Below are 23,007 nucleotides of genomic sequence, written 5' to 3'. Positions count from 1 at the left end.
GCTCGATTTAATAGTTTCCTAAAAGGTTTACTCAAAAACACTCAAATCCACCCGTCCATCACTTAAGAAAGCAACGTCTTCACCCTGAAGTAACATACGTTGCAACTCTTTCGATTCTTCATTGGGCACAGCAATTTCACCACGTGCATTGACCACGCGGTGCCATGGCAAGCCATGTTTTTCACTCATCGTATGTAAAATCCGTACCACTTGTCTTGCTGCGCGGGGGCTCCCCGCCATGCGCGCGACTTGTCCGTAGGTAACGACGTATCCCTCTGGTATTTCTTTTAATATCCGAACTACTTCTGCCGTGAATGGTTGCAAGATGCTGTTACCTCCTTTGACATTTCCGCTCTACCCTAACTACTTTCATTGTAATCAAACCTCGTTCATCATGTCGACTTAATATGGTATATTACGGGTAACAAAGTATTTAATGTAAAGTTGTGGGTAGCCGCTATGTCAAAAATGACTGCTGAGGAAATATTAAAAGCTATGGAAGAAATGGATAATGGGGAACGTATTAAACTATTAACAGTATTAGCTGTAAAACATTTTGGAAGGAAACCACCTACAATAGAGGAAATAGCTAGACTAAACTATATAGCCTTTTATCCTGAGGACTTTGAGGGCAAATGAAAAAGAGGCTATTAGCTGTAATTAGCCATACCTAGATACACATATGTTTTGGCTGTGAAATTGTTCGCTGGGAAGGAAAAGGACGAGATTGTTATGTCCGCGATCCATTCGGAATGGTCTTTAATGTGTGGGAAGAATAGGAAAGATAATCGATAGAGTTGTTTAGTGGCTACAGGTCAGTATACAATGAGGGAAGTTCAATGAACTGACAAAGGAGAATGCCACATGGAAATTACAAATCACATGGTTGAAAAAATGAACGACCCTACGGGCATTATTGTTGGAGACCGTTTTGAGTTTCTGCTTGCCGTTGAAGTTGATGAAGATGATGAGTTATATACAGAAGGCGGATTAGAATTGCGTGTCATTTTGGCTGTCGAAGAGGATGTACATCGCATCGTGCAGTATCATTTTACCGATAAAGCTTCAAATGAAGTTTTGGATTTTGCTTTAGAAGATGATGAAGAGGCAGAAATTCTCGCGTATTGCAAAAATACATTGGCATAAAATAAAACCCTTTTTCAAAGCTCGTTCTTATCAGAAGATAAGATCAAGCGATGAAAAAGGGTTTTTTATTAATATATTTTAAGGTTATCGATAACGGATAACCGGACTGCTGATAAAAACAATTATACCAAATTCCACCATTCCGCAACAGGATAGTCATCAGAACCAATTACAACAGACTGTCCAATTTTTGGTGTCGTAATAGCTACGTCACGTGCTTTCGCAGCTTTTGTGACGCGCTCAATAGGATCGGTCCATGCGTGAAACGCAAGTGTAAAAGCGGACCAGTGGATTGGCATCATCAATTTACCATTTAAATCGAGATGGGCTTGTACCGTTTCTTCGGGTTTCATATGAATGGTTGCCCAACGATCGTCATACTGGCCACATTCCATCATAGTGAAATCAAATGGACCATACTTTTCGCCAATTTTTTTAAAATGCGTATCATACCCGCTATCCCCACTATAAAAAATACTCGTTTCTCCACTGCGAAAGACCCAAGAACCCCATAAAGTAGAATTGTGATCGAACAGACTGCGGCCAGAGAAGTGACGTGCAGGAGTACTGATAAATTCAATGTCTAAATGGTCAAAAGTGTCCCACCAATCGAGTTCTTTAATTTTTTCAGGTGCTACACCCCAACCTTCCAATCTACTCCCGACACCAAGAGGGACGATAAATTGCCCGACTTTGTGCTTCAGCAAATGAACAGAATCGATATCCAAATGATCATAATGATCATGAGAGTAAAGGACGATATCAATAGCGGGTATATCATTAATGTCAAATGGCAATTTCTCACTATATCTCTTTCCACCGATCTGAGGAAAAGGGGAAGGAGAGCTACCAAGCATAGGATCGATGAAGATGGTTTTACCATGAAGGTTCAGTAATATAGTTGAATGTCCGAACCATGTCACATTTGCTTGTGAATCAAGAAGGTGATTCCATTGGAAATTCTCCATCGGAAGCGATCGAACTGGTGTCAGATCAGGATTTTTTTGAACATAATCTTTAATCATGGAGCCTAAAGTTTTTAAATCATTAGACATAGTCGTATCTGAGGTATTCTTGAATTTGTTTTTTTCATAGTTGGGGGATGCTATTAATGTTAATTTCTTCTTGGCGTTCGGAGCTTTCCCAAATGCCGGATAATGCTGCAAAAAGAGAGTGGAAGCAGTAGCAAATGCTGCCACTCCGAATAAAGTTTTTTTCATCAATGGCACCTCAAATGTGTTTTGGGTTATAAAATTTTTCTGATATATGTAGCATAAAAGAAATAAAGAAATTAGTCATATTTTAAGAGAAATGGTTAAGTGCATTTATTGACTCTAATTATTCTGTCTAGTTATCGATAAACATTCAACTTCCTCCAAAAACGTGAGGAAGTTTTTTTATGTAAATTTAATCGTTTCAGTGTCCATTTAATTCCAAAAACCACAAAATCCATAATGACGATAAATAATCGTTCAGACATTATTTATCCGCTTACATGCATGTTATTTGCTATAAATGGATGAATATTCTTTAAATTCTATTTATTCTATATATTTATCGTGTCGAATCGTGTTACTGTAGTACACATTACTTCGTGCAACGAAGTGAAAGAGAAAAGTAATGGGGGTAGGGAATCAATATGTCACAGATGCTAGCTTTAAGTATTTTAGTTTTCATTCTTTTTATTGGGGATGTCGTCGCGATCCGTACGAAAGCGTGGGTTCCTTCAATTTTTATCAGTGCCGTTCTTTTCTTAATCGGCTATTGGACATTCTTTCCCGCAAACATTGTAGAGTTATCAGGAATTCCATCAGTTGTAGCAGTCATGTTAATTTACTTGTTAATTACCAATATGGGCACCTTGCTATCTTTGCAGGAACTGATAAACCAGTGGAAAACCATTTTGATTGCATTGGCAGGAATTCTAGGAATCATTGCTGGATTATTTGGAATCGGTACTTTCCTATTCGGCAGTGAAACAATAATTGTAGCCATTCCACCTTTAGTGGGCGGGCTTGTATCGGCACTTATTATGTCTGAAGGCGCCGCAGAGGCAGGACTTCCAAGCTTAGCTGTTTTCGCCATCGTTATTTACGTGATGCAAGGGTTCGCAGGGTATCCTTTGACATCAGTCATGTTGAAAAAAGAAGGAAAACGTTTGCTTCAACAATTGCGCAATGGGGAAATTGATTTGAAGCAAGTAGGGGAAGAAAATGAAGAGACACATTCAAGAGAATTAAAATTATTTAACTGGATGCCTGAAAAATACAATACGGAATTCTTCAAATTTTTCCGCTTGGCTTTTGTCGGATTTTTAGCGTACCAAGTATCTACATGGCTTGCACCATTTGTGACCATCAGTCCATTTGTTCTCTGTTTACTATTTGGAGTAATCGCGAGAAGCGTAGGATTCTTGGAAAAACACCCGTTGAAAAAAGCGAACGGATTCGGATTCGCCGTTTTAGGGTTAATGCTGTTCATTTTGGACGGCCTGAAAGCAGCAACGCCAGATATGATGATTGATCTAATCTATCCGTTGATTGGCTGTATTGTCATCGGTGTAGCTGGCATGTACGTGTTTTCGTTCATCATGGGCAAGGTGTTAAAAGTAAGCAAAGAAATGGCGTTTGCCGTATCTTTAACGGCCCTATACGGATTCCCGGCGGACTACATCATCACTAACGAAGTCATCAATGCGTTAACTCAGGATGAAAGAGAACGGGAAGTGTTAACAAGTCACATGTTACCACCAATGTTGGTTGCCGGCTTCATCACCGTAACGATTGTTTCCGTTATATTAGCAGGTATATTCGTTGGATTCCTATAATCGACAAACAAAAATGACCTTTCCGAATGAATGGAAAGGTCATTTTTAGGTTGAAATGAGTTACTAGTAAAATTAGATGTCAAGGTAGACAGAATTGCGATCCAGGTAGACAGAATCCCATTCCAGGTTGCACAAATCTTAGATTACAGTGAATATCTTGAACTCACGCAACTATTCAACCTATCGCTCGCATGCAAATTGGTCTTTATCACGGTCCATTTTCGGTTGATAGGCCGGATGGTCACTCGGCACTCCGTTCGGATACTTGGTACGGAGGTGCGTACAATTATCGAACCATTCCGTTGTTCCTGCGGGATTGGTAGTCGCAGAACTATTTGAAGCTCCTCCAGTTGAACTTGAAGAGTTATCGCTGCTGGAACTGCTCTTTGAAGAAGTCTTTGATGAGCTTGCAAATCCTGAATCCGTGGCGTAGTCCTCAATTGCCCAGAATCCGGCTTTCTTCGACTGAGCTTCTTTTTGTGCTTCTTCATAAGGATTTAAATGACGAGTATTTGGTGGATAGACATACGCAACGCGTGCCAATCCTTCACGGATCAATGTTTCCTGTACACTTTTGCCGTCGACGTATACATAAGCCAATAGACGTCCGTATTTATCGCGTTTTTCACCAATATCAAATTCAAGTGTTAACTTTCCACTGTTTACGAGAGCACGATTTCGCTCCTTGGCTTCAGGCCCGAAAGGTTGTTTTCCTAAACGTGGGTGACTCGTCTCCGGTGTATCGATTAACAAGTAACGGACCGGTTCGTCCACGCCTTTATACATCACGCGAATCGTATCCCCGTCCGTCGTCGAGACCAATGTCACCGGGATTTGATCCGTCGTACCTTGTTGAGGTGCTGTTATGATTTTCGTAGCGGACTTAGTTTCCGCTGTCTTTCCGGTAGTTGCTTTATTGGCAGGCTTTTCGTCTTGCTTTGAATCGTCCACGACGCTTTCTTGATCTGCAGAACCGGAATCTTCGTCTGTCGTCTCTTTTACAACAGGCTCATATTTCTCATCGTCCATGCTTGTCGTGCCACAACCAGAAAAAATAAGGGCACTACCTACAATCAAGCATGTTAATTTATTTTTGAAACTAAAAGTCACTTTTAATATCCTCCTTGAGATTTCCTTTTCTAGTATAACAACAACCTCCGTCTATAAAACATAATATTTAACAAAGTGTGTTGCCATACCAATTGACCGAAAAGCTACACAAAAAACCTCCTCTGGATTTCTGAGGAGGTTTGGTTAATTTTTCGATGAAACGACCAAAAATCGTACATCGTTTTCGGTATGGTTGAACCAATAATGTGTCTTACGTGCATCGAATAAAATGGATTCTTGTTCACGGAGTTCCGCTCGATTGCCATCCATTTCGACCGTTAATACGCCTTCTACTACGAACAGAAATTCATGTCCACCGTGTGAAAATGCATTCCCTTCATTTTCTCCTGGTTGAAGTGTGACTAAAATAGGGGAAAAGCTGGCATCTCGAACTCCATGGGATAAGTCCTTGTAATAAAAACGCTCTCTTCGGATAGCCAAATTGTCATGTGAATATTCTTCTGCAAAAAATACACTCGGATTTACACCTAATGCGTCTGCAATTTTCTTTAGCGATTCAAGCGTAACACTCGATTTTCCCCGTTCCACCTGTGATAAAAAACTAATGGATACCCCGGTTTGTTCAGACAAAGCCTTTAACGTCATTTTCCGTTCTTTGCGAAGACTTTTTAATGTATCCCCAATTGATTCTTGTGGCATAAGAATTCCTCGCTTCATCTAATCTCTTACTCTCATAATACATCACTCAAACAGCAATGAAATATAAATTGTGACAAAGTATTGACAGAAAATTTATAACTGTCTAAAATGAATCTCGGAAGATAAATTAAAGTGTCACTTCAATTTTCATTTTTCACAAGGGGGATTTATGATGGATAAAAAACAAACCCGTCGCATCTTGATTGCGAGTTTAGTAGGGAGTTCAATCGAGTGGTTTGACTATTTCTTATACGGAACAGTTGCTGCACTTGTTTTCAACCAACTATTTTTCGTTAATGAAGATCCGACTGTAGGACTTTTATTAGCATATGCGTCATTTGCTTTAGCTTTTTTCATCCGTCCGTTTGGCGGCGTGATATTCAGTCATATCGGTGACCGCATTGGGCGCAAGAAAACACTCGTCTTAACGTTAAGCTTAATGGGGATTGCTACGTTTGGAATGGGCTTATTGCCAACTTACCAAGCAATAGGCGTTTGGGCTCCTATCTTATTGATTACACTTCGCTTAGTGCAAGGTTTGGGAATCGGTGGGGAATGGGGAGGCGCACTTTTACTCGCAGTAGAATATGCACCACCTGAAAAACGTGGATTGTTTGGTAGTATCCCGCAAATGGGCGTAACAATCGGGATGTTGATGGGAACGATCGCTTTATGGGTGATGACGTTACTTCCTGAAGAGTCATTCATGACCTGGGGATGGCGTGTGCCATTTATTTTAAGTGCTTTATTAGTTATTTTTGGTTTATGGATTCGTAAAGGCATTGATGAAACACCTGAATTCAAAAAAGTGCAGGAATCTGGCGATATTCCAAAATTGCCGATTGCAGATACACTGAAATACCACTGGCGTGAAGTGTTGATAGCTATTGGAGCAAAAGTGGTGGAGACTGCACCTTTCTATATTTTCAGCACATTCGTGGTGTCGTATGCAACAACAAATTTAGGATATACACGAACATCTACATTAACTGCCGTTATGATTGCTACCGTCGTTACGACGATATTAATCCCAATCATGGGGAACTTATCGGATAAAGTAGGACGCAAAAAGTTATACGTTGCTGGTACGGTCGGCATGGCACTCTTTGCTTTCCCATACTTCTGGATGATTAAACAAGGGTCAGTTGCATTATTGATCATCGCAACAGTTATTGGACTCGGAATCATTTGGGCACCGATTACAGCGGTTCTTGGCACGATGTTTTCGGAAATCTTTGATGCAAAAGTACGCTATACGGGCATTTCATTAGGCTATCAAATCGGTGCAGCATTAGCGGGTGGTACAGCTCCACTTGTGGCTACGGCATTACTAGCACGTTTTGATAATTCGTATGTACCGGTTGCACTTTACATCGTGTTCACTGCACTTATTTCACTAGTTGCAATTTGGGCTGTGAAAGATCGCAGTCGACAACAATCTAAACGAATCGTGGTAGGAAAAGAGAGTCGCGCGTAAGCGGCTCTTTTTTTCTCTTAAGTTCAGCTCACCACACGAAATCATTTATTAGTGTGGGAAGTAATGTTTTTTGTTAGGAGGAAGACCATGTTAATCATCAACGAACAACAGATTCAACAACTCTATAAAATGGTTGATGCCATTGAAGATATCGCAGCGGTATTAAAGGCTAAAGAAGCAGGGAAAATCAATAACCCCCATCGCACAGTACTCGAATTTCCTCAACACGAAGCATCCGCATTATATATGCCGAGTGCCGATATGGCTGGCGAAGTAACAGCGGTCAAAGTAGTAACGATTTTTCCAGGAAATCCGACCGAAGGAAAGCCAACAACACAAGGGGTCGTGCTACTTTCCGATGCGACCAATGGCGAGCATGTCGCAATGATGAACGCATCGTATTTGACACGACTGCGAACAGGTGCACTTAGTGGCATCGCAACGGATTTATTGGCAAAAAAAGATAGCCGAATCCTAATAGTCATCGGAACAGGTGCAATGGCTTTTGAACAAGTTCTTGGCGTGCTGGCGGTTCGTACCATCGAGAAAATCATCTTGGTTAATCGGACACCGGAAAAAGCGCAAGCATTTGGCGAGAAATTACGTACATTTGGAGTGAACGTGCCTTTTGAAATCGAAATTGATGTTTCAAAAGCGGTGAAGCATGCGGACATTATTTGCTGTGCCACCCGATCAAACGAACCTGTATTCATGGGATGTGATTTACAACCAGGAACCCATATAAATGGCGTAGGTTCCTACTTGCCTCATATGCGTGAAGTGGACGAAACAACAGTGTTGAGTGCAGGCAAAATTGTGGTGGACGACCTTGCTGGCGTAAAAGATGAAGCTGGTGAATTGATGCACGCAGCAGATAGTGGAAACTGGTCATTTGAAGACGTTCATGCCCAACTCGGAGAACTTGTTGTTGGAACGAAGTCGGGAAGAGAAGTACAAGAAGAAATCACCTTCTTCAAATGCGTAGGAGCTGCCTATTTCGACCTTGCTGTTGCAAAAGGCGTCTATTCTAAAGCAAAAGAAGCAGGGATTGGTATGGTTGTAGAAGTTTAATATCTTATAACAGTATAAGAGCATCGGCTAAGCCGATGCTCTTTTGTTAAATCCATTCAATGTGAAGTTTCAGTATGTGCGGTGATTTCTTCGGCAAGGTCATGTTTCACCAAATGTTCGCCCAGATGGTCGCTGCTACAAAAAATCAACCCTTCGTACACCACGCAGATATCTTCTTCATAAATTTCCCCGTTACAGAAATCGCAGTTATAGATCACGATCGCTTGTTGTGGATCACTAGGCAGTCCTGCACCTGTAATCATTGGATTTTCAATTTGCATCCAAATCCTCCTTGTTTTTAGTATTTAGTTTCTCTGAAAATGAGTTATGCCTTATTTTTCACTAATTTTTGCAGTTGACTCAGAACATCGGCAAACTTCATTTCATCTGCTGCATCCCGGAAATCCCGAAAAGGATTCCCTTTGTTTTTCAGGCGTTCCAAAACGGCGGGTATGGAAAATAGATCAGGTTTCAAGGAATCGTCTACTTCATTCCAAGTTAACGGTGTGGCAATCAAACCTTTTTCAGTTCCTCTAGCAGAATAGGGTGCGATGATGGTTTTCCCTTCATGGTGCTGCACATAGTCCAAATACAATTTGTTGTGGCGGTTCTTAATCAAGCGCTCTGTTGTAAACCATTGAGGTTCCTGTTCGCATAAAAAATCACAAACAAATTTTGTGAACACGCGTGTTTCGGTATAAGAAAAACGATCAAAAGGCAAAGGAATGTAAACTTGCAAACCTTTGCGACCAGAAGTTTTCACAAAGGATTCAAGACCAAATTGATCAAAGATAGCTTTCATTCGCTGCGCGGCTTCTATGGCCAATGAAAACTCTTGAACGGATGGAGGATCCAAGTCAAACACAATCTCAGTCGGCTTTTCTGTTCCTATTGTCTGGAAAGGAATATGTAACTCTAATGCCAACTGATTCCCAAGCCATAGTAAGGATTCCAGGTTATTGCACACCATATGTGTGATGTCATCTCCTGATGAGGTCGCAAGAAAATCCGGAAATGTATCAGGTGCATTTTTTTGATAAAAACTTTCACCTTCAGCACCATGCGGGAAGCGGATGACGGTCAGTTGTCTATCCTGCAAGAAAGGCAACATATGGGGAGAGACATGTTGCAAGTAAAGTAAGTAATCATCTTTGTTCAAACCTAATAATGGCCACACGGGCTTGTCCGGATTAGTGATTTTTACATTTTCGGGTAAAGGATAAAGCTGACGTTGCATTTGTTTCCAATCGCAATCGGCAGGGTCTTTGTCAAAGACGAATGCATGAAATCGCGGTTCCCTTAGGTGTTTGCCATCGAAATCAATGCATGCAATTTCTACGCAAATGGATGGTTCAAGTTCCCATACATTCGAAGAAATTAAGGTGCCATTTGATTCGAATAACGTCCTTAATGTATTCATTTCTTCTTTTTTCAGCCCGTGGCGAAAAGTAACAACTTCAATCAACTGTCCTTTGCCATAAATGGATCCATGGAAAAAACCATTGTTGTGATCGTATTTGGATAAAATGACCGTGACATATCTCCAGTTTTTAATTTTCATCCAGTTGCTGGTGCGTTTATCACTTTGCCATTTGCTCATTTTTTCTTTGGTAACGATACCTTCACCATTACTTACTTTTACTTCATTCCACAATTTCTTGCTGTGTTTGTTTTCCTCAACCATTTGAATTCGTGCAAAATCCTGATAATCGACGGAATGTGGCAAGTTGAGGGATTTAAACACCTTACGCATAAGCTGCTTACGCTTTGAAAAAGGAACACTTTGTTGCGTTTCGCCTTTGCAGGTTAACAAATCAAATGCAACATAATGACAAGGGAATTCCTGAGCATGTTTACTGATGACGCTTTGTGTTCGCATGCGGCTTCTCATTTGTACAATGGAAAAGTTACTTTGTTGGTCATTCACCAAATAAACCAGTTCTCCGTCAAGCATCAAGGGCAAAAATGAGCGGATATTCTCATAAATGTCCTGACAATAATCAATGATTTCCGGAAACATCGGATTGAGCACTTTGCCATTCCGGCTTTTGAGAGTGGGCGTTTCATCCACCCATTCAAGAAGGCAACGAAAGCCATCGTATTTCACTTCGTACAACCAGTCTTTTCCTGTTGGAATTTCTGTTGCAGTAGTTAAAAGCATCGGCTTCAATTTTTATCCTACTCTCCATTGTTTTTCCTAGCTTTTGTAATTTTCCGAACCTGATACATAAATATAGGCAAAAAAAGCATAGTAAGAAAAAGAAATGTAGGTGGTGAATCGAATATGCATACTGTTTGGAAAGGAAGTATCAGCTTTGGACTGGTCAATATTCCAGTTAAGCTTCACGCTGCGACAGAAAATAAGGATATTAAATTACGACAATTACACAAAGAGTGCAACACGCCAATCAATTACCAAAAGGTATGTGCCGGTTGTAAAAAAGAAGTACAAAGCGAAGACATTGTAAAAGCTTACGAGTATTCGAAAAATAAATTTGTGGTGTTGGACGACGATGAACTGGAGAAATTGAAAAAGGAAAATGAAGACAAAGCAGTGGAAATTATTGATTTCGTGAAATTGGAAGAAATCGACCCCATTTACTTTGAAAGAAGCTACTACATGGCGCCGGATGGGGGAGGAGGGAAAGCGTATTCCCTTCTGCAAAAAGCATTAACTGAATCCGGGAAAATTGGCGTTGCCAAAATTATGATCCGTTCAAAAGAACAGCTAGCAGTAGTGCGAGTTTACGACGAAATTTTAATTATGGAAACGATTCATTTTCCAGATGAAGTACGAAGTGCGAAAGAAGTCCCAAATATCCCGAGTGAACCGGCTATCGTTCAGAAAGAACTTGATACTGCCTTGTTATTGGTGGAGCAATTAACGACGACGTTTGAACCCGAAAAATACACGGATGACTACCGTACTGCACTGATGGAATTGATTGAAGAGAAGAAAACTGGTAACGAGACCGTAACGGCGAGTGAGAAACAAGCTGCAGCACCTTCAAATGTGACCGATTTAATGTCTGCACTTCAAGCGTCGCTGGATAAAACCAAAAAGAAAAAGCCGGTTCCCCGAAAGAAGAAAGCGGCAAAAACGTCTTAACATACATTGGACCTGGTCCTTTGTATGTTTTGCTTTTTCTGGCGTATCTCCTGTACCATTAAAGCAAAGGAGGGTTGTCGGGTGATGAATAAAGAACAACACGCCATGATTGTTTACACGGAAGTAGAACGAAAAATCGACTTTTATTACAAGCTACAGAAAATCGCCACGCATCATGAACTAACCATCACATCTGAAAACGTGACGACAGCCAGAACAAAATTCACGCTTAATCAGGTACTGGATGTTTCCTACAGGCCTTTTTCTTCAGAAGCGGGAATTTTATACCTCCATACCAATCAAGGCGTTTTTCCATTTAACATTCACAGCAATCCGCAAACCTTTATCGATACTTTTCGCTCGTTCAAATAATGTGGGTAATCTTGCATTCGTGATGCCTGAATAATCTAAACTAAAAAGAAAACAAAAAGAAGCCGTTAAAGCTGACGGCTTCTTTATAAACTGACTTCTGGCTTAGGGTTTAAAAGACTTACCTCGAAAATATCAATGATTTCAATAAACCGTTCGGCTTCTCTAAAAACATGATCCGCTAAAAGAGGATGAATATCACTCTTAATCCGGCATGCTTCAATTAAATCACGGGCTGTTTTCTTGAAGTCCCTTAATGCAACGACGGACACCCGATTTTGATCTAAAAAATGATCGAGTAGAGGGGTCGTTTCTGATTGTGGTCTCATGCTATCCAAGTCAATTGCCTGGAACATTAACTGATCAAAATCGTTGCTAAATTCTCTTGCCTGATCTACCAATTTTCGTTCGCTTGGGTCTAATAAATGCCCGATAAACTTCGCATGGTCCGCCATAATCTTAAGGAAGAATACATTTTCTTCAATGATGGCCTCGGGTAAAGGCTGTAATTTACCTTCATTCAAATCTTTTAATCGATTAGCAAAATAAGCGGCTTCTCTACTCGTATGATCAACCAGTAAAGGGTAGTTATTTGACGTGATTTCACAACGAAGAATGAGTCCTAATACTTTTCGCTTATACGCCCAAATGGATGCAACTGCTTGATACACCTGCGTGTTGAAAGCTTTAATCTGTCGTGGATCGGTATGCACTGAGTAACCGGCTAATTGCTCTTCAATTCTTTCAAAGACAGCAATGAACTGTAGAGCTTCCTCAATAAGCTTTTTGTCATTTGCAGAAAATCCTAAACTTAAAAATAGAGCATGTTCTTTCATAATTCTTGCCCAAAATCGAATTTCGTCTAATGACCTTACCACAAACTCGTTCGACATCAATTCGCCTCCGTTCGTCTGCCTACAAATAATTGTATGCCAGGCTTTGTCAAACATGCTTTAATTTAGACAAAATTGAAGCTACAAACAATCCTCAGTTGCACCCAAGTTAGCTACTAGATAAAAAATGAATCCAAAAGATAAGGCATAGGGAACAAATCACAAAAAAGAGGATGGCTTTAGAGCCGTCCTCTTTCATTTACCGATTATTTTTCAATAAACGTCAGTTCATTCGTTAATACGTTCAGGTGTCTTTGGGTGTTCTCATAGTGCGTTTGATAGCCAGGTAAATAAGATTCCGTTAACAAATGCATAGGGATGACTTCGAAGTCACGCTTGTTTTTGTAGTAACCATAAGTCGGTACGAAACTAGGGTGATCCAATTTGATAACCGTTTTCTCCGAATCCACGACCTTCGTTATTTCCACGCCACCAATGCCACCTGTCAATTTCTCCAAGCCCTCTTGGCTAGATAAAAAGTTTCCTAAACTATACATGACGAATGTTCGCGTTCCGTCCGGCCGTTCAATCCAATCAACGGGTTGAAGAACGTGAGGATGATGGCCAATGATAATATCAACGCCCATGCTTGAAAGCTCATTGGCTAAATTAATTTGTGTGTCGTTTGGTGTTTTTTCATATTCATTTCCCCAGTGCATGGATACGACCACCACGTCCGAAATGGTTTTCGCCTTTTTCACGTCCTGTTCAATTAACGGCAAGTCAATCAAATTAATCAAATAAGGTTTGCCTTCAGGAACTGGCATGCCGTTCGTGCCATAACTATAGGACAGGAAAGAGAAAGTGATGTCATTCTTCGTGACAGTCCGTACCATATTCCGGTCGTCTGGCGATTTGAAAGCACCCGTATATGGCATCTCAATATGATCCCAATAGTCTATGGCGTTAAGAATGGCTTTTTCTCCCCTATCCAGCGTGTGATTGTTTGCGATGGTCACTAAATCGATTCCCGAGTACTTCAACGCATCTCCAATTTCATAAGGACTGTTGAACTTGGGGTAACTGGAAAGCCCCAGCTCTGGACCCCCAATCATCGTTTCTTGATTGGCAACTGCAATATCGGCACTTTCGATAAAAGGCTTCACTTTTTCGAACATGGCCGTAAAATCATATGTTCCGTCAGTCGTTTTTGCATCTTTATATACGGGTTGATGTAGCAGGATATCGCCAATTGCAACAAGTTTCGCGGTTGTTACCACGGGTTTTTCAATTTTGAATGCTTTGACTGTAATTGGCTTTACAGGTCTTTTTGCCATTTCAGTTTCCATTGCATTGGCGACAGGTATACTGTCGATTGGCAATTCAGGGGCAGAAAAATGTGAACAGCCAACGATTAACATACATAAGGCGATTAATAAATAGTACTTTTTCACGACGTTCCTCCAAAATATTCATTAGCTACGATATAAAAAGAGTGATAACAACTTGTATCGCAAATTAGTAACTAGTGTTGACAAAAGATGCGACGATAATACGTATGTAGCAATGAAGATTGATATGCTGGAAGAATGAAAAGTTCAATAATAGTATCTTGTCATGAGGTTATTCTATAAATAGATGAAAAGTCCTGCTGAAATGAGTTCCTATAATTGACAAAATTCTGAAATTCGCATATTCTGAATTTGTAAAAGAAAGATCCGAAAGAGGAGTTTATTTATGAGTGTGGCAGTTCTTAACTAATCCGTCATTTTAATACGGTCTTGAAAGTAGCAAAAAACCAAGAAAATGCTTGGTTTATTTAGGTTGCGCTTTTCAAGAATTGTTAAGAACAAGCATCATAGCAAAGAAGAATGAAATTTCCAGCTATGGCATGTATTTGTCATCGCTTTTTTTGTGTCTATAAACGGTCATTTGTTTGATTTTCGTCAACCAAAGCCGATTTTGTGCACAAATCAGGGATTCCATTATATGCAATATCTTCTAAGCCGTCATGAGTGTTTTCATGTCGGCTTTTTTATTTGGAAAAAAGGGAGGATTTAATAATGAATCAACAAACCATTGATGTATTGGGATATCAAGAAATTTTACAGGAAGTAGGGAGCTTTGCGATTACGGAGCGGGCGAAGAACTCAATCGAGGGATTGCGACCGACCACGAATAAGAAAAGTATTGAACATGGATTAGGTGAGGTGCATGAAGCACTGCAAATTATGAAAATCAGTGCCAGTGTGCCGATTCATACATTAAGTGATATGGAGCAATACATCGAACAGGCAAAGAAAGGATTGTACATTCGGGCTGATCAATTTACCCGTGTCCTTTCTTTCCTGGATCACTGTAATAAACTGAAGCGCTTTATGAAAGATAAACAGTACGCAGCACCTACTATACATTTGTATGCGGAATCAATAGGGGATTTAAATGAGTTGGAAGCTGAACTGACGCGCTGCTTGAGACACGGTCAAGTTGACGATTATGCTACGAAAGAACTTTCAACTGTTCGAAGACAGTTATCCATGCAACTGGCTAAGGTGAAGGAACGAGCACAAACGATGGTGAAGTCAAAAACGTTTGCGCAGTTTTTGCAGGAAGCGATGGTTTCCGAAAGAAATGGACGCTATGTGTTTGCCGTCAAAAGGGAATACCGAACTAAAGTAAAAGGGACTGTTATTGATACCTCTGCATCAGGCGCTACGTTATTCATGGAGCCGAAAGAACTGGAAGAAATGCAGGAATCGATCGAGTACTTGAGAATTTCAGAAGAGCATGAAGTGGAGAAGATATTGTACGAACTGACCGAAAAATTCTTAGAACAAGAACTAGCAATCAACATTGCTATGGACACGATGCATCATTATGACATTATTTTTGCGAAAGCAAAGTACAGCGTCTCCATTGATGGGGAACGTCCGACGTTGAACGAGGACTATATCATTCATTTGAATGGGGCGAGGCACCCTATGCTGAAAGGGAATGCAGTTCCTTTATCCTTCCATTTCGGAGAAAAAGATCGGGCACTGGTCATTACGGGTCCGAATACTGGCGGGAAAACCGTCACGCTAAAAACCATCGGACTGCTGACCATGATGGCACAAACAGGTTTGTTCATTCCAGCGGAAAAGGGAAGTTCACTCCACATTTTCCATCGAATCTATGTGGATATAGGAGATGGCCAGAGCATCGAAGCGAATTTAAGCACATTCAGTTCACGCCTTTTGAACATTATCGACATTTTAAAGAAAACCGATAATCAATCACTTGTACTACTGGATGAGCTTGGTTCTGGAACGGATCCGAGTGAAGGGATGGCGTTGGCCATCGTCATTTTGGAGCAATTGTTTGAAAAAGGAGCAACACTCTTTGCAACGACCCATTACAGTGAAATGAAAGATTTTGCCGACCGGAAAGAAGGGTTTGTGAATGGCTCGATGGAGTTCAATCTCGAGACACTGCGACCAACGTATCGTTTGTTATTGGGGGAAAGCGGGAAAAGCCAGGCGTTTGATATTGCATTGAAGCTTGGATTGCACCCGCAGTTAATCAGAAAAGCACACGACATATCGTATAAAGGAGAGCAGACATATCCTCATGATGCAAGCGAGGCTGATTTGAAGGACCTTCATTATGTGCAGCAAATCACGACAAATAAATACGCCAGAAAAACTCGACAAAATAAGGAAGCCATTGAAGAAAAGGTAGCGCAGTTTGAACAAGGAGACAATGTCACGATACCCGCTACGAATGAGACGGGGATTGTATATAAAGGACCTGACAGCAATGGGAATTACATCGTGCAAGTGAAAGGCGAAAAGAAAGCCTTTAACCATAAAAGATTGCAGCTTCACATTAAAGGAAGTGAACTGTATCCTGAAAACTATGATTACGATATCATTTTCAAATCCAAAAATTATCGGAAAGTGAAGAAACAGCTCAATCTCAAGCATGTTAAAGGGTTAAGTCTCGAGGATGAGGAGTAATTAACTAAATGCAATATTAATGCTAAATAAGCCACAGAAAGCACATAGCTTTTTGTGGCTTATTTTATGAAAAAAATGATTTATTTTCACAATATGTAGTGTCGAAAAATAAAGTTAACACCATATATTGATTTACATGGATTTGCGTTATATAATAAAAATGTAAAGTAAATGGTAATAATTATGAAGGAAAAACCCTTCAATCAAGCTTATCGCAACCATAGCCCTGTGTTTAAAACGCTTTTCTGACTGACCGCTAGAACTTATGTGCTCTCAAAAATCATATGGGTATGGAGGAAGGGAAATATGAATACGCCAACGATAGGTAAAACGAACGTAACGTTGAAACAAATCAACAGTAAAAAAAGAGAAATGTATAAGAAAGCAAAGCACTTGGGTATGAGTCATCCCAACGTCGTCATGTGCAGTCAAGAGTTGGATGAGTTACTCAACCACTATCAAGGGATTTATCAATTCAATTTTGTCGTATAGCTTAAGATTAGCCAATAAAGAGTGCGAAGCAAGGTGATCATGTCACTTCGCTTCGCTTTTTTTTGTATGGGGCTGCGAATATAAGGTTCGCGAATAGAAGTGTCAAAAGCGTGAATAGACCGGCTGGAAACGCGAATAGCCTATTTTTCAAGTTATACAGGGTTGCCCATAATATGTCTCACTCTAGTAAAAAAAGCGATAACGGTCTGAAAAATGGGAAAATGCATTTTTTTCTTGCGAAATACCTAGAATTTCCACTCATATCATATAATAAGAAGTACAAATAAAGAGAAAAGTAGGGTGTTCTATGTATCCAACGAAATACAGAAGACGCAATACCGTCGCTTTTACCGTGCTTGCTTATTTCACATTCTTTGCAGGTGTAGTCATGTTCGCAATCGGTCTTTACAATGCGGATAATTTACAACTAAATGAAAAAGGCTATTACATCGCAGTCATGATCTTGGTGGCAGTGGGTGCAATCCTAACACAAAAAGTGACACGTGATAATGCGGAAGATAACGATATTTTGGCAGAACAGGAAAGACAATTTAACAATACACGAATTCCAAGTGGGTCGAAGGAATCGTAATGAAAACTGAAATAGTTAACAAATTGCACTCCATTTTGGGGTGTTTTTTGATGGAATGAAAAGACACTCTTGAATTGGAACTTTTTTACTTTCAGTACGTATAAAGAGACACATGCGTTAATTTAATCTTGAATCGTTTAATATCTTTATGTATTCCTTGTAGAATGGACGCAACTGCCTGCAGAGGACATTCTTTTAAAAAGTGAGTATAAGGCAAAATAAATTGATTTATAGATGAAATCTGAGGAGGGGAACTTTTGTTTATTGTAAATGTAGAGGGCGCAATTTATCACGATGGAAAGTGGTTGTTAATCAGACGCAGTGAAAAAGAAGAACATGCGGGTGGATCGCTGTCTTTGGTTGGGGGCAAGGTAGAAATAGAAGGAGTTTCATCGGATATTTTAGAAAGAACACTAAAAAGAGAAATTGCGGAAGAAGTGGGCATTGAAGTTTCAAATCTTCGGTATGTGAATAGCTCATCATTTGTTACGGATTCAGGCATCCATGTAGTAGATATTATATTTCTTTGCGACCACCATTCGGGAGAAGCGTATGCTAAGAGTCCAGATGAAGTGGACGTCGTTCTGTGGATGACCACTGAACAAATCGTAAATCATCATGATGTACCGGGTTACTTGAAGGACAATATCAAACTTGCGGATAGATTAGCTCAACAACATACAATAGTAAATTTTTAAAGTCATGATTAAAGATACAGAGGGGATAAGAATGAAGAATAATCCTAGGAAAAAAGAAATGGTTTTTAAGAGACATGGACAGATGGACAGGGAGATTCGAGATTCGATCCTAATTGAAATTATTTTAGGCATCCTCACCTTTATCCCGAGACTAATCATTCGTGTAGTAAGGAATTTATTTTAATTGGACTAGTTAACGATAAATGTATGGAAAGAAATCAAAATGAAAAACACCATCCAACAACCAATATTAAGCACCCAAATAGTAAAACGTATGATATAGTACGGCTGCGATAACTGCAATTTCCTGTGTTGTTGCTTGAATGACAACGGTATCAATTGTTGAGATTTTAGTCGCAGAAAGTCTCGAAACAGTGGCAACGTGTGTATTGTTGCATTTCAAGTGACCGACACCTGTATAATCGTTTTCAATATAATATTCGTGGTTGGCAAGTGTAATCGAATAGGCTTTTTCCATCAATTGCACTCTATGGCTCTTTATCGACACGGTCTGTGATGATACATGATCGGTAAATGTGTAGCCAATGCCTGGAAATGTACAATCTACACTATATAAAGGTTGCTCGTACTCATTTACGATTTTATAACAGTAGGGCAAGCCAGTGATCAGGGCATCGTTGACGATTTTGGCAACAAAGCCATGGGGCTGCTTTTGCATCGCAAAACTGGTGCCGCCTAGCTCATGATTGATGGGCATTGTTGTAGAAAGGAACACAGTTCCAGGCACTTTGTATGTATAGCGTTGCATAAGAATCCTCCTATTAATGAAAGTCATTTGAGTAATTTTTTACATAAAGGCGTTGTGAATCTGAATAACTTCCATACCACAACATGTAAAACACCGCTAATTCAATGATGGATTAGCGGTGTTTTACTTGAAAATTATATTTGCATCCACATCAGGTGATCGTTTTAGGCGTTCTTCCATAGCGGACATACACGGCATAAAACAGCGCGGCACTCAACAATCTCAGTCCAGAGTTTAGATACATTGCCGTCTCGACACCCCAACTGTTCAACATCCAAATACCGATTTGCGGTGCAAGAAACGCCGCAAATGCAAGCAGGACATTGTAGGTTGTGATGCAATACGTACGTGATTCTTCAGGAGACTGTTCCAACAATAAATTGAACAGCAGCAACACGACGCCTGACAGGAAGAAGCCTGACATTGTCTGGACGAGTGTTAAGTAATACAAGTTCGTCGATAGTACCGTCAGAAATGGCGTTGAAGCCATTCCAATTGCGGCCCATACGAAGACACGCACATTCGATTTGCGCTCAGCCCATTTTTTCCATAGCGGGAATGTCAAAATTTGCATCAACATATTTCCAACAGAAAACATACTGATCCAAAAAATGGTCGCCCCAACCACACGCACATGGTAAATGTTAAAAATCCCCCATGCCATTTGCCACGCAAAGTTGAAGAATAGTGCTGCTACTAAAAACCATACGTAATTAGCATGCTTGAAAATGGACCAATCCATTAACTTTTTCTTTACCAAAGGGCCACCCCCATGGGCAGGCGCTTCGTCGTGCTTCATCAACAAGAAGGCCTCCAAAAGTCCAAATCCAAAGGCCATTGCAAATAGGATTTGATACGCTGTCACATTGTCGGATTCATCTTTCATCACAATGCCGATGATAAGTGTCGAAACGAGCCCAACCATCGTCAACAGCCGATTGCGGTCACTGAAAAATTGGCCACGCCTGGATTCATCGATCATGCCGCTAATCAAGGTTTGCGAGCCGATGTTTGCCACAGTATTCGGCACACTCATTAGTGCAATGATGGCAAGGAAAGCCCATGCCTGCATCGATTCAGAAGGCAAATACACGAGCATGACAATCAGCAGGAACATCAACCTTGCAAGCAAAACCGACATCGCCACTAGCTTCTTATGCTCATGTGCTCGGTTCAGTAGAATGGCAGCTGGAATAGTCATGAGCAACGCGACAAGCGGGGGAAGGGAACTAATCAATCCCACTTGGTAGTTGGTGGCGCTCAAAATGGTAATTGCAAAAATGGGAAAGAAGTTGTTAGAAAAATTCATCGCAATGGTCGAAGCCATGCCATAATAAATGCTGATTTTTTCATTATATGGTCGCATAAGTTTCTCCGTTATAATTCAAAGAATAGGTTTGATATTCTATGAATTATAAACCTGTAAAAAAAGAAAACAAGTACTTCGAGACACAAAATTTTTGGGACGCTGTTTAAAATTTAGGAGGCACCCCATTCAAATGTTTTAAAAACAAACATGAGGGTTTTTTCTAATCGCCGAATATGTAGAGTTCACGTACAAAAAACAGCTTGCAATCTACGTTGAAGTAAATTGCAAGCTGTTCTGATTTTATTTTATTTTTTCAACATCGGAAAGGACGCTATCCAAATCGTCAGCGGCTTTATTTAATGTGTCTACATCAAGAGGGTCAATTTTTACTCCTGCTTCAATTATGTGAAGGGGTGTTTCAACTTGTTCATAAAGGTCCGCGTCTTTTTCTTTTACTGCATCTTCAAAACTCTCCCAAATTTCTTCTAAGTTTTCGCCATTTGCTTCGGCTTTCTTAGTGTCATTTGCTTCTAATTGCACTTTCAAATCGGCAACTTCAGCTTTCATTTCTTTTGCTCCATCCGCAATCGATGTTTGTGAAGTCGTCTCTTCTGTTTGGGTGTTATCATCAGTTTTTGTTTGTTCATCATTTGTTCCACAAGCCGATAAAGCCATTGATGCTGCGATTATTATTGGGAATACGTACTTTTTAGATTGCATTATTAAGTTCCTCCTGTTTTTTCATTCTTGATTGAATTGTTTTTTGTTTTATTTTACCCAAAAATGCTACAAAAACTGCAACGACTAACAAAATCATTTGAGGGATAAAGCTCTCCCAAGTTGAGTAGATCGCAAAAAAGTCAATGGTTGGAATTGGAGCTTGTGTAGCTGGAATAAGCCCGGCTAATTGTAAACCATGAATGCCCATACCCGTAAACTTAAAGCACAAGTAGAACATTAATATACTCGACACCATGAAAAATGGACGCATCGGAATTTTTAAGCCTACTTTTAAGATTAAGTACGACGTAATCAATAATATGGTTAGGCCAATCGCTATGCCACCTAATAAGGAACCTAAGTCAATAGAAGATGCCATTCCGATATAGAATAAGACGGTCTCAGTTCCTTCACGGAAGACAGCAAGAAAAGCTAAAATCGCAATTGAAAGTAAACTACCAGTATCGAGTGCCTTCGTACTTTTCTTCTGGATATAGCGATTCCATTCTAAAATACTCGATTTACTATGAAGCCAATAGCTCATGTAGCTGAGCATGACAGCAGCAAAAACACCTGTCCATCCAGCAATCAGAAAGTTGTTGTGACCAAATGTGCCAGCTGAGAATAAGAAGTTGACCAAAATGCCAAGAACCAGACTGATGCCAATGCCAGACCCCACGCCTACCCAAATCCATTTATTCTTGTCCGAATGACCGGATTTCTTTAAAAAGCCCATAAGCGCTACGACAACTAAAAGAGCTTCTAACCCTTCGCGTAACAGAATGGTCGTCGCATCTAACATCGTGTAGCTAGTTTTTGAAACCAGTGGAGATAAATAATCTCTCATTTCTTCAATGGTTTTTTTTGCCCCTTTTACATCGGGCGGATTAGCTGAAAGCATGGAATATGAAGTAACCATATCACTTTCTGCATTTTTGTAGACCGTTGCAGACTGAGTGAGCACTACACCTTCAACGTCCAACCAAGATTTTCTGAATTCCTCAATATCTAATTTAGCACCGTCAATATCTTGGTTATCAATTTTGTCTAAAGAGTGATTTAATAACATAATCAGTTTGGCAACATCGCCATTATTTTTTGAAGCATCTTGATCCGCAACTGAAGTTTGTGAGAATTGACCATTAATAAATTTAGTATTCGTTTCTTTCAGTTGTTGAAGCGATTTTTGAACACTTTCAGAGTTAACCGGATCTTGAGCTAAAGCAAACTGAACTTGTCCCATATTATCTTCTATATCATGGTAAGCCTGTTCAGATTTTTCCTTAATTCCTGATTCAAAAGAAATCCAATTAGCCGTGTATTTCTTAAATTGTTCAGAGGCAGTTTTAGTGTCGCCCAATTGAACAGATTTTACGACTTCATCAATTTGAACGTTTGCTTGGCGCAGGTCATCTTCAGGGCTCGTAGCAAAACTTTTGGTTGGAAAAATTAACAGCCCGATAAGGACGAAGACTAGAGCAAAATGTATAGATCGCATTATTTTGTCTCCTCTTTATATTGTTATTTAAATTAATTGAAAGATTAATTCGATAATGAAAATCATTATCAATTAGATTCTTACGAATTATAAGGTTATATAGATGTCTTGTCAATCGCAAAATAAATATGAATAAGGTCGAAATAAAAAAGGGGAGAAGAACGATTTTAATATAGAGGGAAAAATGGAGTGGTTGAATGGAAAAAATAAACAAAATGGTGCCTTAAATAAACTAAATGTGATGGCTCACAACTTTTCAATTTTCAAAAAGATATGTGCCATCACGATGGCCAAATTAAGGGTATATACTCCTGAAGGGAAATTCATAT

23 protein-coding genes are annotated in these 23,007 nt (G+C 39.9%); 11 read left to right on the top strand and 12 right to left on the bottom strand.

Annotated elements, in window-relative coordinates; genetic code table 11:
* Nucleotides 1-27: 27 nt before the first annotated feature.
* Nucleotides 28-324: an MGMT family protein gene (locus HMPREF1210_RS10885; RefSeq protein WP_016428738.1), complete on the bottom strand. Its 297-nt coding sequence runs from the start codon at nucleotides 322-324 to the stop codon at nucleotides 28-30.
* 135 nt (nucleotides 325-459) lie between these two features.
* Here HMPREF1210_RS10885 and HMPREF1210_RS10880 point away from each other — a divergent pair, with 135 nt between their 5' ends.
* On the top strand, nucleotides 460-639 hold the full coding sequence (locus HMPREF1210_RS10880; protein ID WP_036659562.1) for a hypothetical protein: 180 nt from the start codon (nucleotides 460-462) through the stop codon (nucleotides 637-639).
* A 225-nt stretch (nucleotides 640-864) separates the two neighbouring features.
* Nucleotides 865-1,146, top strand: coding sequence for a DUF6509 family protein (locus HMPREF1210_RS10875; RefSeq protein ID WP_016428737.1), 282 nt, complete (start codon nucleotides 865-867; stop codon nucleotides 1,144-1,146).
* A 122-nt stretch (nucleotides 1,147-1,268) separates the two neighbouring features.
* Here the strand turns inward: HMPREF1210_RS10875 and HMPREF1210_RS10870 are convergent, their stop codons facing one another.
* A complete protein-coding gene (locus HMPREF1210_RS10870) occupies nucleotides 1,269-2,366 on the bottom strand; it encodes an MBL fold metallo-hydrolase (RefSeq protein ID WP_016428736.1) in 1,098 nt (365 codons plus the stop codon).
* A gap of 419 nt (nucleotides 2,367-2,785) precedes the next feature.
* Between HMPREF1210_RS10870 and HMPREF1210_RS10865 the strand changes: the two genes are divergently transcribed.
* The gene (locus tag HMPREF1210_RS10865; protein ID WP_016428735.1) at nucleotides 2,786-3,973 is read left to right on the top strand and encodes a hypothetical protein; all 1,188 of its coding nucleotides are present in this window, start codon (nucleotides 2,786-2,788) and stop codon (nucleotides 3,971-3,973) included.
* Nucleotides 3,974-4,153: 180 nt separating this feature from the next.
* On the opposite strand, the gene HMPREF1210_RS10860 is transcribed toward HMPREF1210_RS10865, so the two are convergent.
* On the bottom strand, nucleotides 4,154-5,083 hold the full coding sequence (locus HMPREF1210_RS10860; protein ID WP_016428734.1) for a thermonuclease family protein: 930 nt from the start codon (nucleotides 5,081-5,083) through the stop codon (nucleotides 4,154-4,156).
* A 144-nt stretch (nucleotides 5,084-5,227) separates the two neighbouring features.
* On the bottom strand, nucleotides 5,228-5,743 hold the full coding sequence (locus HMPREF1210_RS10855; RefSeq protein WP_016428733.1) for a helix-turn-helix domain-containing protein: 516 nt from the start codon (nucleotides 5,741-5,743) through the stop codon (nucleotides 5,228-5,230).
* Nucleotides 5,744-5,915: 172 nt separating this feature from the next.
* On the opposite strand from HMPREF1210_RS10855, the gene HMPREF1210_RS10850 reads away from it, so the two are divergent.
* Nucleotides 5,916-7,220, top strand: coding sequence for an MFS transporter (locus tag HMPREF1210_RS10850; RefSeq protein ID WP_016428732.1), 1,305 nt, complete (start codon nucleotides 5,916-5,918; stop codon nucleotides 7,218-7,220).
* An 87-nt stretch (nucleotides 7,221-7,307) separates the two neighbouring features.
* Nucleotides 7,308-8,291 carry an ornithine cyclodeaminase family protein gene (locus HMPREF1210_RS10845; RefSeq protein WP_016428731.1) on the top strand — a complete coding sequence of 328 codons (984 nt, stop codon included), beginning with the start codon at nucleotides 7,308-7,310 and terminating at the stop codon, nucleotides 8,289-8,291.
* 56 nt (nucleotides 8,292-8,347) lie between these two features.
* Here the strand turns inward: HMPREF1210_RS10845 and HMPREF1210_RS10840 are convergent, their stop codons facing one another.
* Together HMPREF1210_RS10840 and HMPREF1210_RS10835 are read right to left on the bottom strand one after the other, a co-directional pair.
* Complete coding sequence (locus tag HMPREF1210_RS10840; protein WP_016428730.1) at nucleotides 8,348-8,572, bottom strand: hypothetical protein; 225 nt, start codon at nucleotides 8,570-8,572, stop codon at nucleotides 8,348-8,350.
* Between the two features lie 44 nt (nucleotides 8,573-8,616).
* Nucleotides 8,617-10,461: a DNA ligase D gene (locus HMPREF1210_RS10835; protein ID WP_016428729.1), complete on the bottom strand. Its 1,845-nt coding sequence runs from the start codon at nucleotides 10,459-10,461 to the stop codon at nucleotides 8,617-8,619.
* 114 nt (nucleotides 10,462-10,575) lie between these two features.
* Between HMPREF1210_RS10835 and HMPREF1210_RS10830 the strand changes: the two genes are divergently transcribed.
* Together HMPREF1210_RS10830 and HMPREF1210_RS10825 are read left to right on the top strand one after the other, a co-directional pair.
* A complete protein-coding gene (locus HMPREF1210_RS10830) occupies nucleotides 10,576-11,400 on the top strand; it encodes a Ku protein (protein ID WP_016428728.1) in 825 nt (274 codons plus the stop codon).
* 84 nt (nucleotides 11,401-11,484) lie between these two features.
* The gene (locus HMPREF1210_RS10825) at nucleotides 11,485-11,772 is read left to right on the top strand and encodes a hypothetical protein (RefSeq protein ID WP_016428727.1); all 288 of its coding nucleotides are present in this window, start codon (nucleotides 11,485-11,487) and stop codon (nucleotides 11,770-11,772) included.
* Between the two features lie 83 nt (nucleotides 11,773-11,855).
* On the opposite strand, the gene HMPREF1210_RS10820 is transcribed toward HMPREF1210_RS10825, so the two are convergent.
* Both HMPREF1210_RS10820 and HMPREF1210_RS10815 read right to left on the bottom strand, forming a co-directional pair.
* Nucleotides 11,856-12,662: a DUF2935 domain-containing protein gene (locus HMPREF1210_RS10820; RefSeq protein WP_016428726.1), complete on the bottom strand. Its 807-nt coding sequence runs from the start codon at nucleotides 12,660-12,662 to the stop codon at nucleotides 11,856-11,858.
* Between the two features lie 206 nt (nucleotides 12,663-12,868).
* A complete protein-coding gene (locus tag HMPREF1210_RS10815) occupies nucleotides 12,869-14,056 on the bottom strand; it encodes a CapA family protein (RefSeq protein ID WP_016428725.1) in 1,188 nt (395 codons plus the stop codon).
* A gap of 609 nt (nucleotides 14,057-14,665) precedes the next feature.
* On the opposite strand from HMPREF1210_RS10815, the gene HMPREF1210_RS10810 reads away from it, so the two are divergent.
* From HMPREF1210_RS10810 to HMPREF1210_RS10795, 4 genes are all read left to right on the top strand, one after another.
* Entirely contained in the window at nucleotides 14,666-16,600 is a 1,935-nt protein-coding gene (locus HMPREF1210_RS10810) for a MutS2 family protein (RefSeq protein ID WP_016428724.1), read from the top strand.
* A gap of 306 nt (nucleotides 16,601-16,906) precedes the next feature.
* Nucleotides 16,907-17,092 (top strand): aspartyl-phosphate phosphatase Spo0E family protein, encoded by a 186-nt coding sequence (locus tag HMPREF1210_RS10805; RefSeq protein WP_016428723.1) that lies wholly within the window; start codon nucleotides 16,907-16,909, stop codon nucleotides 17,090-17,092.
* Between the two features lie 307 nt (nucleotides 17,093-17,399).
* Complete coding sequence (locus HMPREF1210_RS10800; RefSeq protein WP_016428722.1) at nucleotides 17,400-17,684, top strand: YiaA/YiaB family inner membrane protein; 285 nt, start codon at nucleotides 17,400-17,402, stop codon at nucleotides 17,682-17,684.
* A 257-nt stretch (nucleotides 17,685-17,941) separates the two neighbouring features.
* The gene (locus tag HMPREF1210_RS10795; protein WP_016428721.1) at nucleotides 17,942-18,382 is read left to right on the top strand and encodes an NUDIX hydrolase; all 441 of its coding nucleotides are present in this window, start codon (nucleotides 17,942-17,944) and stop codon (nucleotides 18,380-18,382) included.
* Between the two features lie 250 nt (nucleotides 18,383-18,632).
* Here HMPREF1210_RS10795 and HMPREF1210_RS10790 read toward each other — a convergent pair whose 3' ends face one another.
* From HMPREF1210_RS10790 to HMPREF1210_RS10775, 4 genes are all read right to left on the bottom strand, one after another.
* Nucleotides 18,633-19,151, bottom strand: a complete 519-nt coding sequence (locus HMPREF1210_RS10790; RefSeq protein WP_016428719.1) for a hypothetical protein — start codon at nucleotides 19,149-19,151, stop codon at nucleotides 18,633-18,635.
* Nucleotides 19,152-19,302: 151 nt separating this feature from the next.
* Nucleotides 19,303-20,517, bottom strand: coding sequence for an MFS transporter (locus HMPREF1210_RS10785; RefSeq protein ID WP_016428718.1), 1,215 nt, complete (start codon nucleotides 20,515-20,517; stop codon nucleotides 19,303-19,305).
* Between the two features lie 243 nt (nucleotides 20,518-20,760).
* Nucleotides 20,761-21,180, bottom strand: a complete 420-nt coding sequence (locus tag HMPREF1210_RS10780; RefSeq protein ID WP_016428717.1) for a hypothetical protein — start codon at nucleotides 21,178-21,180, stop codon at nucleotides 20,761-20,763.
* Nucleotides 21,170-22,678: an FTR1 family protein gene (locus HMPREF1210_RS10775; protein WP_016428716.1), complete on the bottom strand. Its 1,509-nt coding sequence runs from the start codon at nucleotides 22,676-22,678 to the stop codon at nucleotides 21,170-21,172. The genes HMPREF1210_RS10780 and HMPREF1210_RS10775 overlap by 11 nt, the downstream gene beginning before the upstream one ends.
* Nucleotides 22,679-23,007 lie beyond the last annotated feature (329 nt).

The sequence above is a fragment of the Paenisporosarcina sp. HGH0030 genome, from assembly GCF_000411295.1.
Taxonomy (GTDB): domain Bacteria; phylum Bacillota; class Bacilli; order Bacillales_A; family Planococcaceae; genus Paenisporosarcina.
Note: the sequence above shows the minus strand (reverse complement) of the source record. Positions and strands in the feature narration are given on the sequence as shown.

Coding starts and splice junctions, on each gene's coding strand:
- HMPREF1210_RS10880 (WP_036659562.1), top strand. CDS start 460: ATGTCAAAAATGACTGCTGAGGAAATATTAAAAGCTATGGAAGAAATG.
- HMPREF1210_RS10875 (WP_016428737.1), top strand. CDS start 865: ATGGAAATTACAAATCACATGGTTGAAAAAATGAACGACCCTACGGGC.
- HMPREF1210_RS10870 (WP_016428736.1), bottom strand. CDS start 2,366: ATGAAAAAAACTTTATTCGGAGTGGCAGCATTTGCTACTGCTTCCACT.
- HMPREF1210_RS10865 (WP_016428735.1), top strand. CDS start 2,786: ATGTCACAGATGCTAGCTTTAAGTATTTTAGTTTTCATTCTTTTTATT.
- HMPREF1210_RS10855 (WP_016428733.1), bottom strand. CDS start 5,743: ATGCCACAAGAATCAATTGGGGATACATTAAAAAGTCTTCGCAAAGAA.
- HMPREF1210_RS10850 (WP_016428732.1), top strand. CDS start 5,916: ATGGATAAAAAACAAACCCGTCGCATCTTGATTGCGAGTTTAGTAGGG.
- HMPREF1210_RS10845 (WP_016428731.1), top strand. CDS start 7,308: ATGTTAATCATCAACGAACAACAGATTCAACAACTCTATAAAATGGTT.
- HMPREF1210_RS10840 (WP_016428730.1), bottom strand. CDS start 8,572: ATGCAAATTGAAAATCCAATGATTACAGGTGCAGGACTGCCTAGTGAT.
- HMPREF1210_RS10830 (WP_016428728.1), top strand. CDS start 10,576: ATGCATACTGTTTGGAAAGGAAGTATCAGCTTTGGACTGGTCAATATT.
- HMPREF1210_RS10825 (WP_016428727.1), top strand. CDS start 11,485: ATGAATAAAGAACAACACGCCATGATTGTTTACACGGAAGTAGAACGA.
- HMPREF1210_RS10820 (WP_016428726.1), bottom strand. CDS start 12,662: ATGTCGAACGAGTTTGTGGTAAGGTCATTAGACGAAATTCGATTTTGG.
- HMPREF1210_RS10810 (WP_016428724.1), top strand. CDS start 14,666: ATGAATCAACAAACCATTGATGTATTGGGATATCAAGAAATTTTACAG.
- HMPREF1210_RS10805 (WP_016428723.1), top strand. CDS start 16,907: ATGAATACGCCAACGATAGGTAAAACGAACGTAACGTTGAAACAAATC.
- HMPREF1210_RS10800 (WP_016428722.1), top strand. CDS start 17,400: ATGTATCCAACGAAATACAGAAGACGCAATACCGTCGCTTTTACCGTG.
- HMPREF1210_RS10790 (WP_016428719.1), bottom strand. CDS start 19,151: ATGCAACGCTATACATACAAAGTGCCTGGAACTGTGTTCCTTTCTACA.
- HMPREF1210_RS10785 (WP_016428718.1), bottom strand. CDS start 20,517: ATGCGACCATATAATGAAAAAATCAGCATTTATTATGGCATGGCTTCG.
- HMPREF1210_RS10780 (WP_016428717.1), bottom strand. CDS start 21,180: ATGCAATCTAAAAAGTACGTATTCCCAATAATAATCGCAGCATCAATG.
- HMPREF1210_RS10775 (WP_016428716.1), bottom strand. CDS start 22,678: ATGCGATCTATACATTTTGCTCTAGTCTTCGTCCTTATCGGGCTGTTA.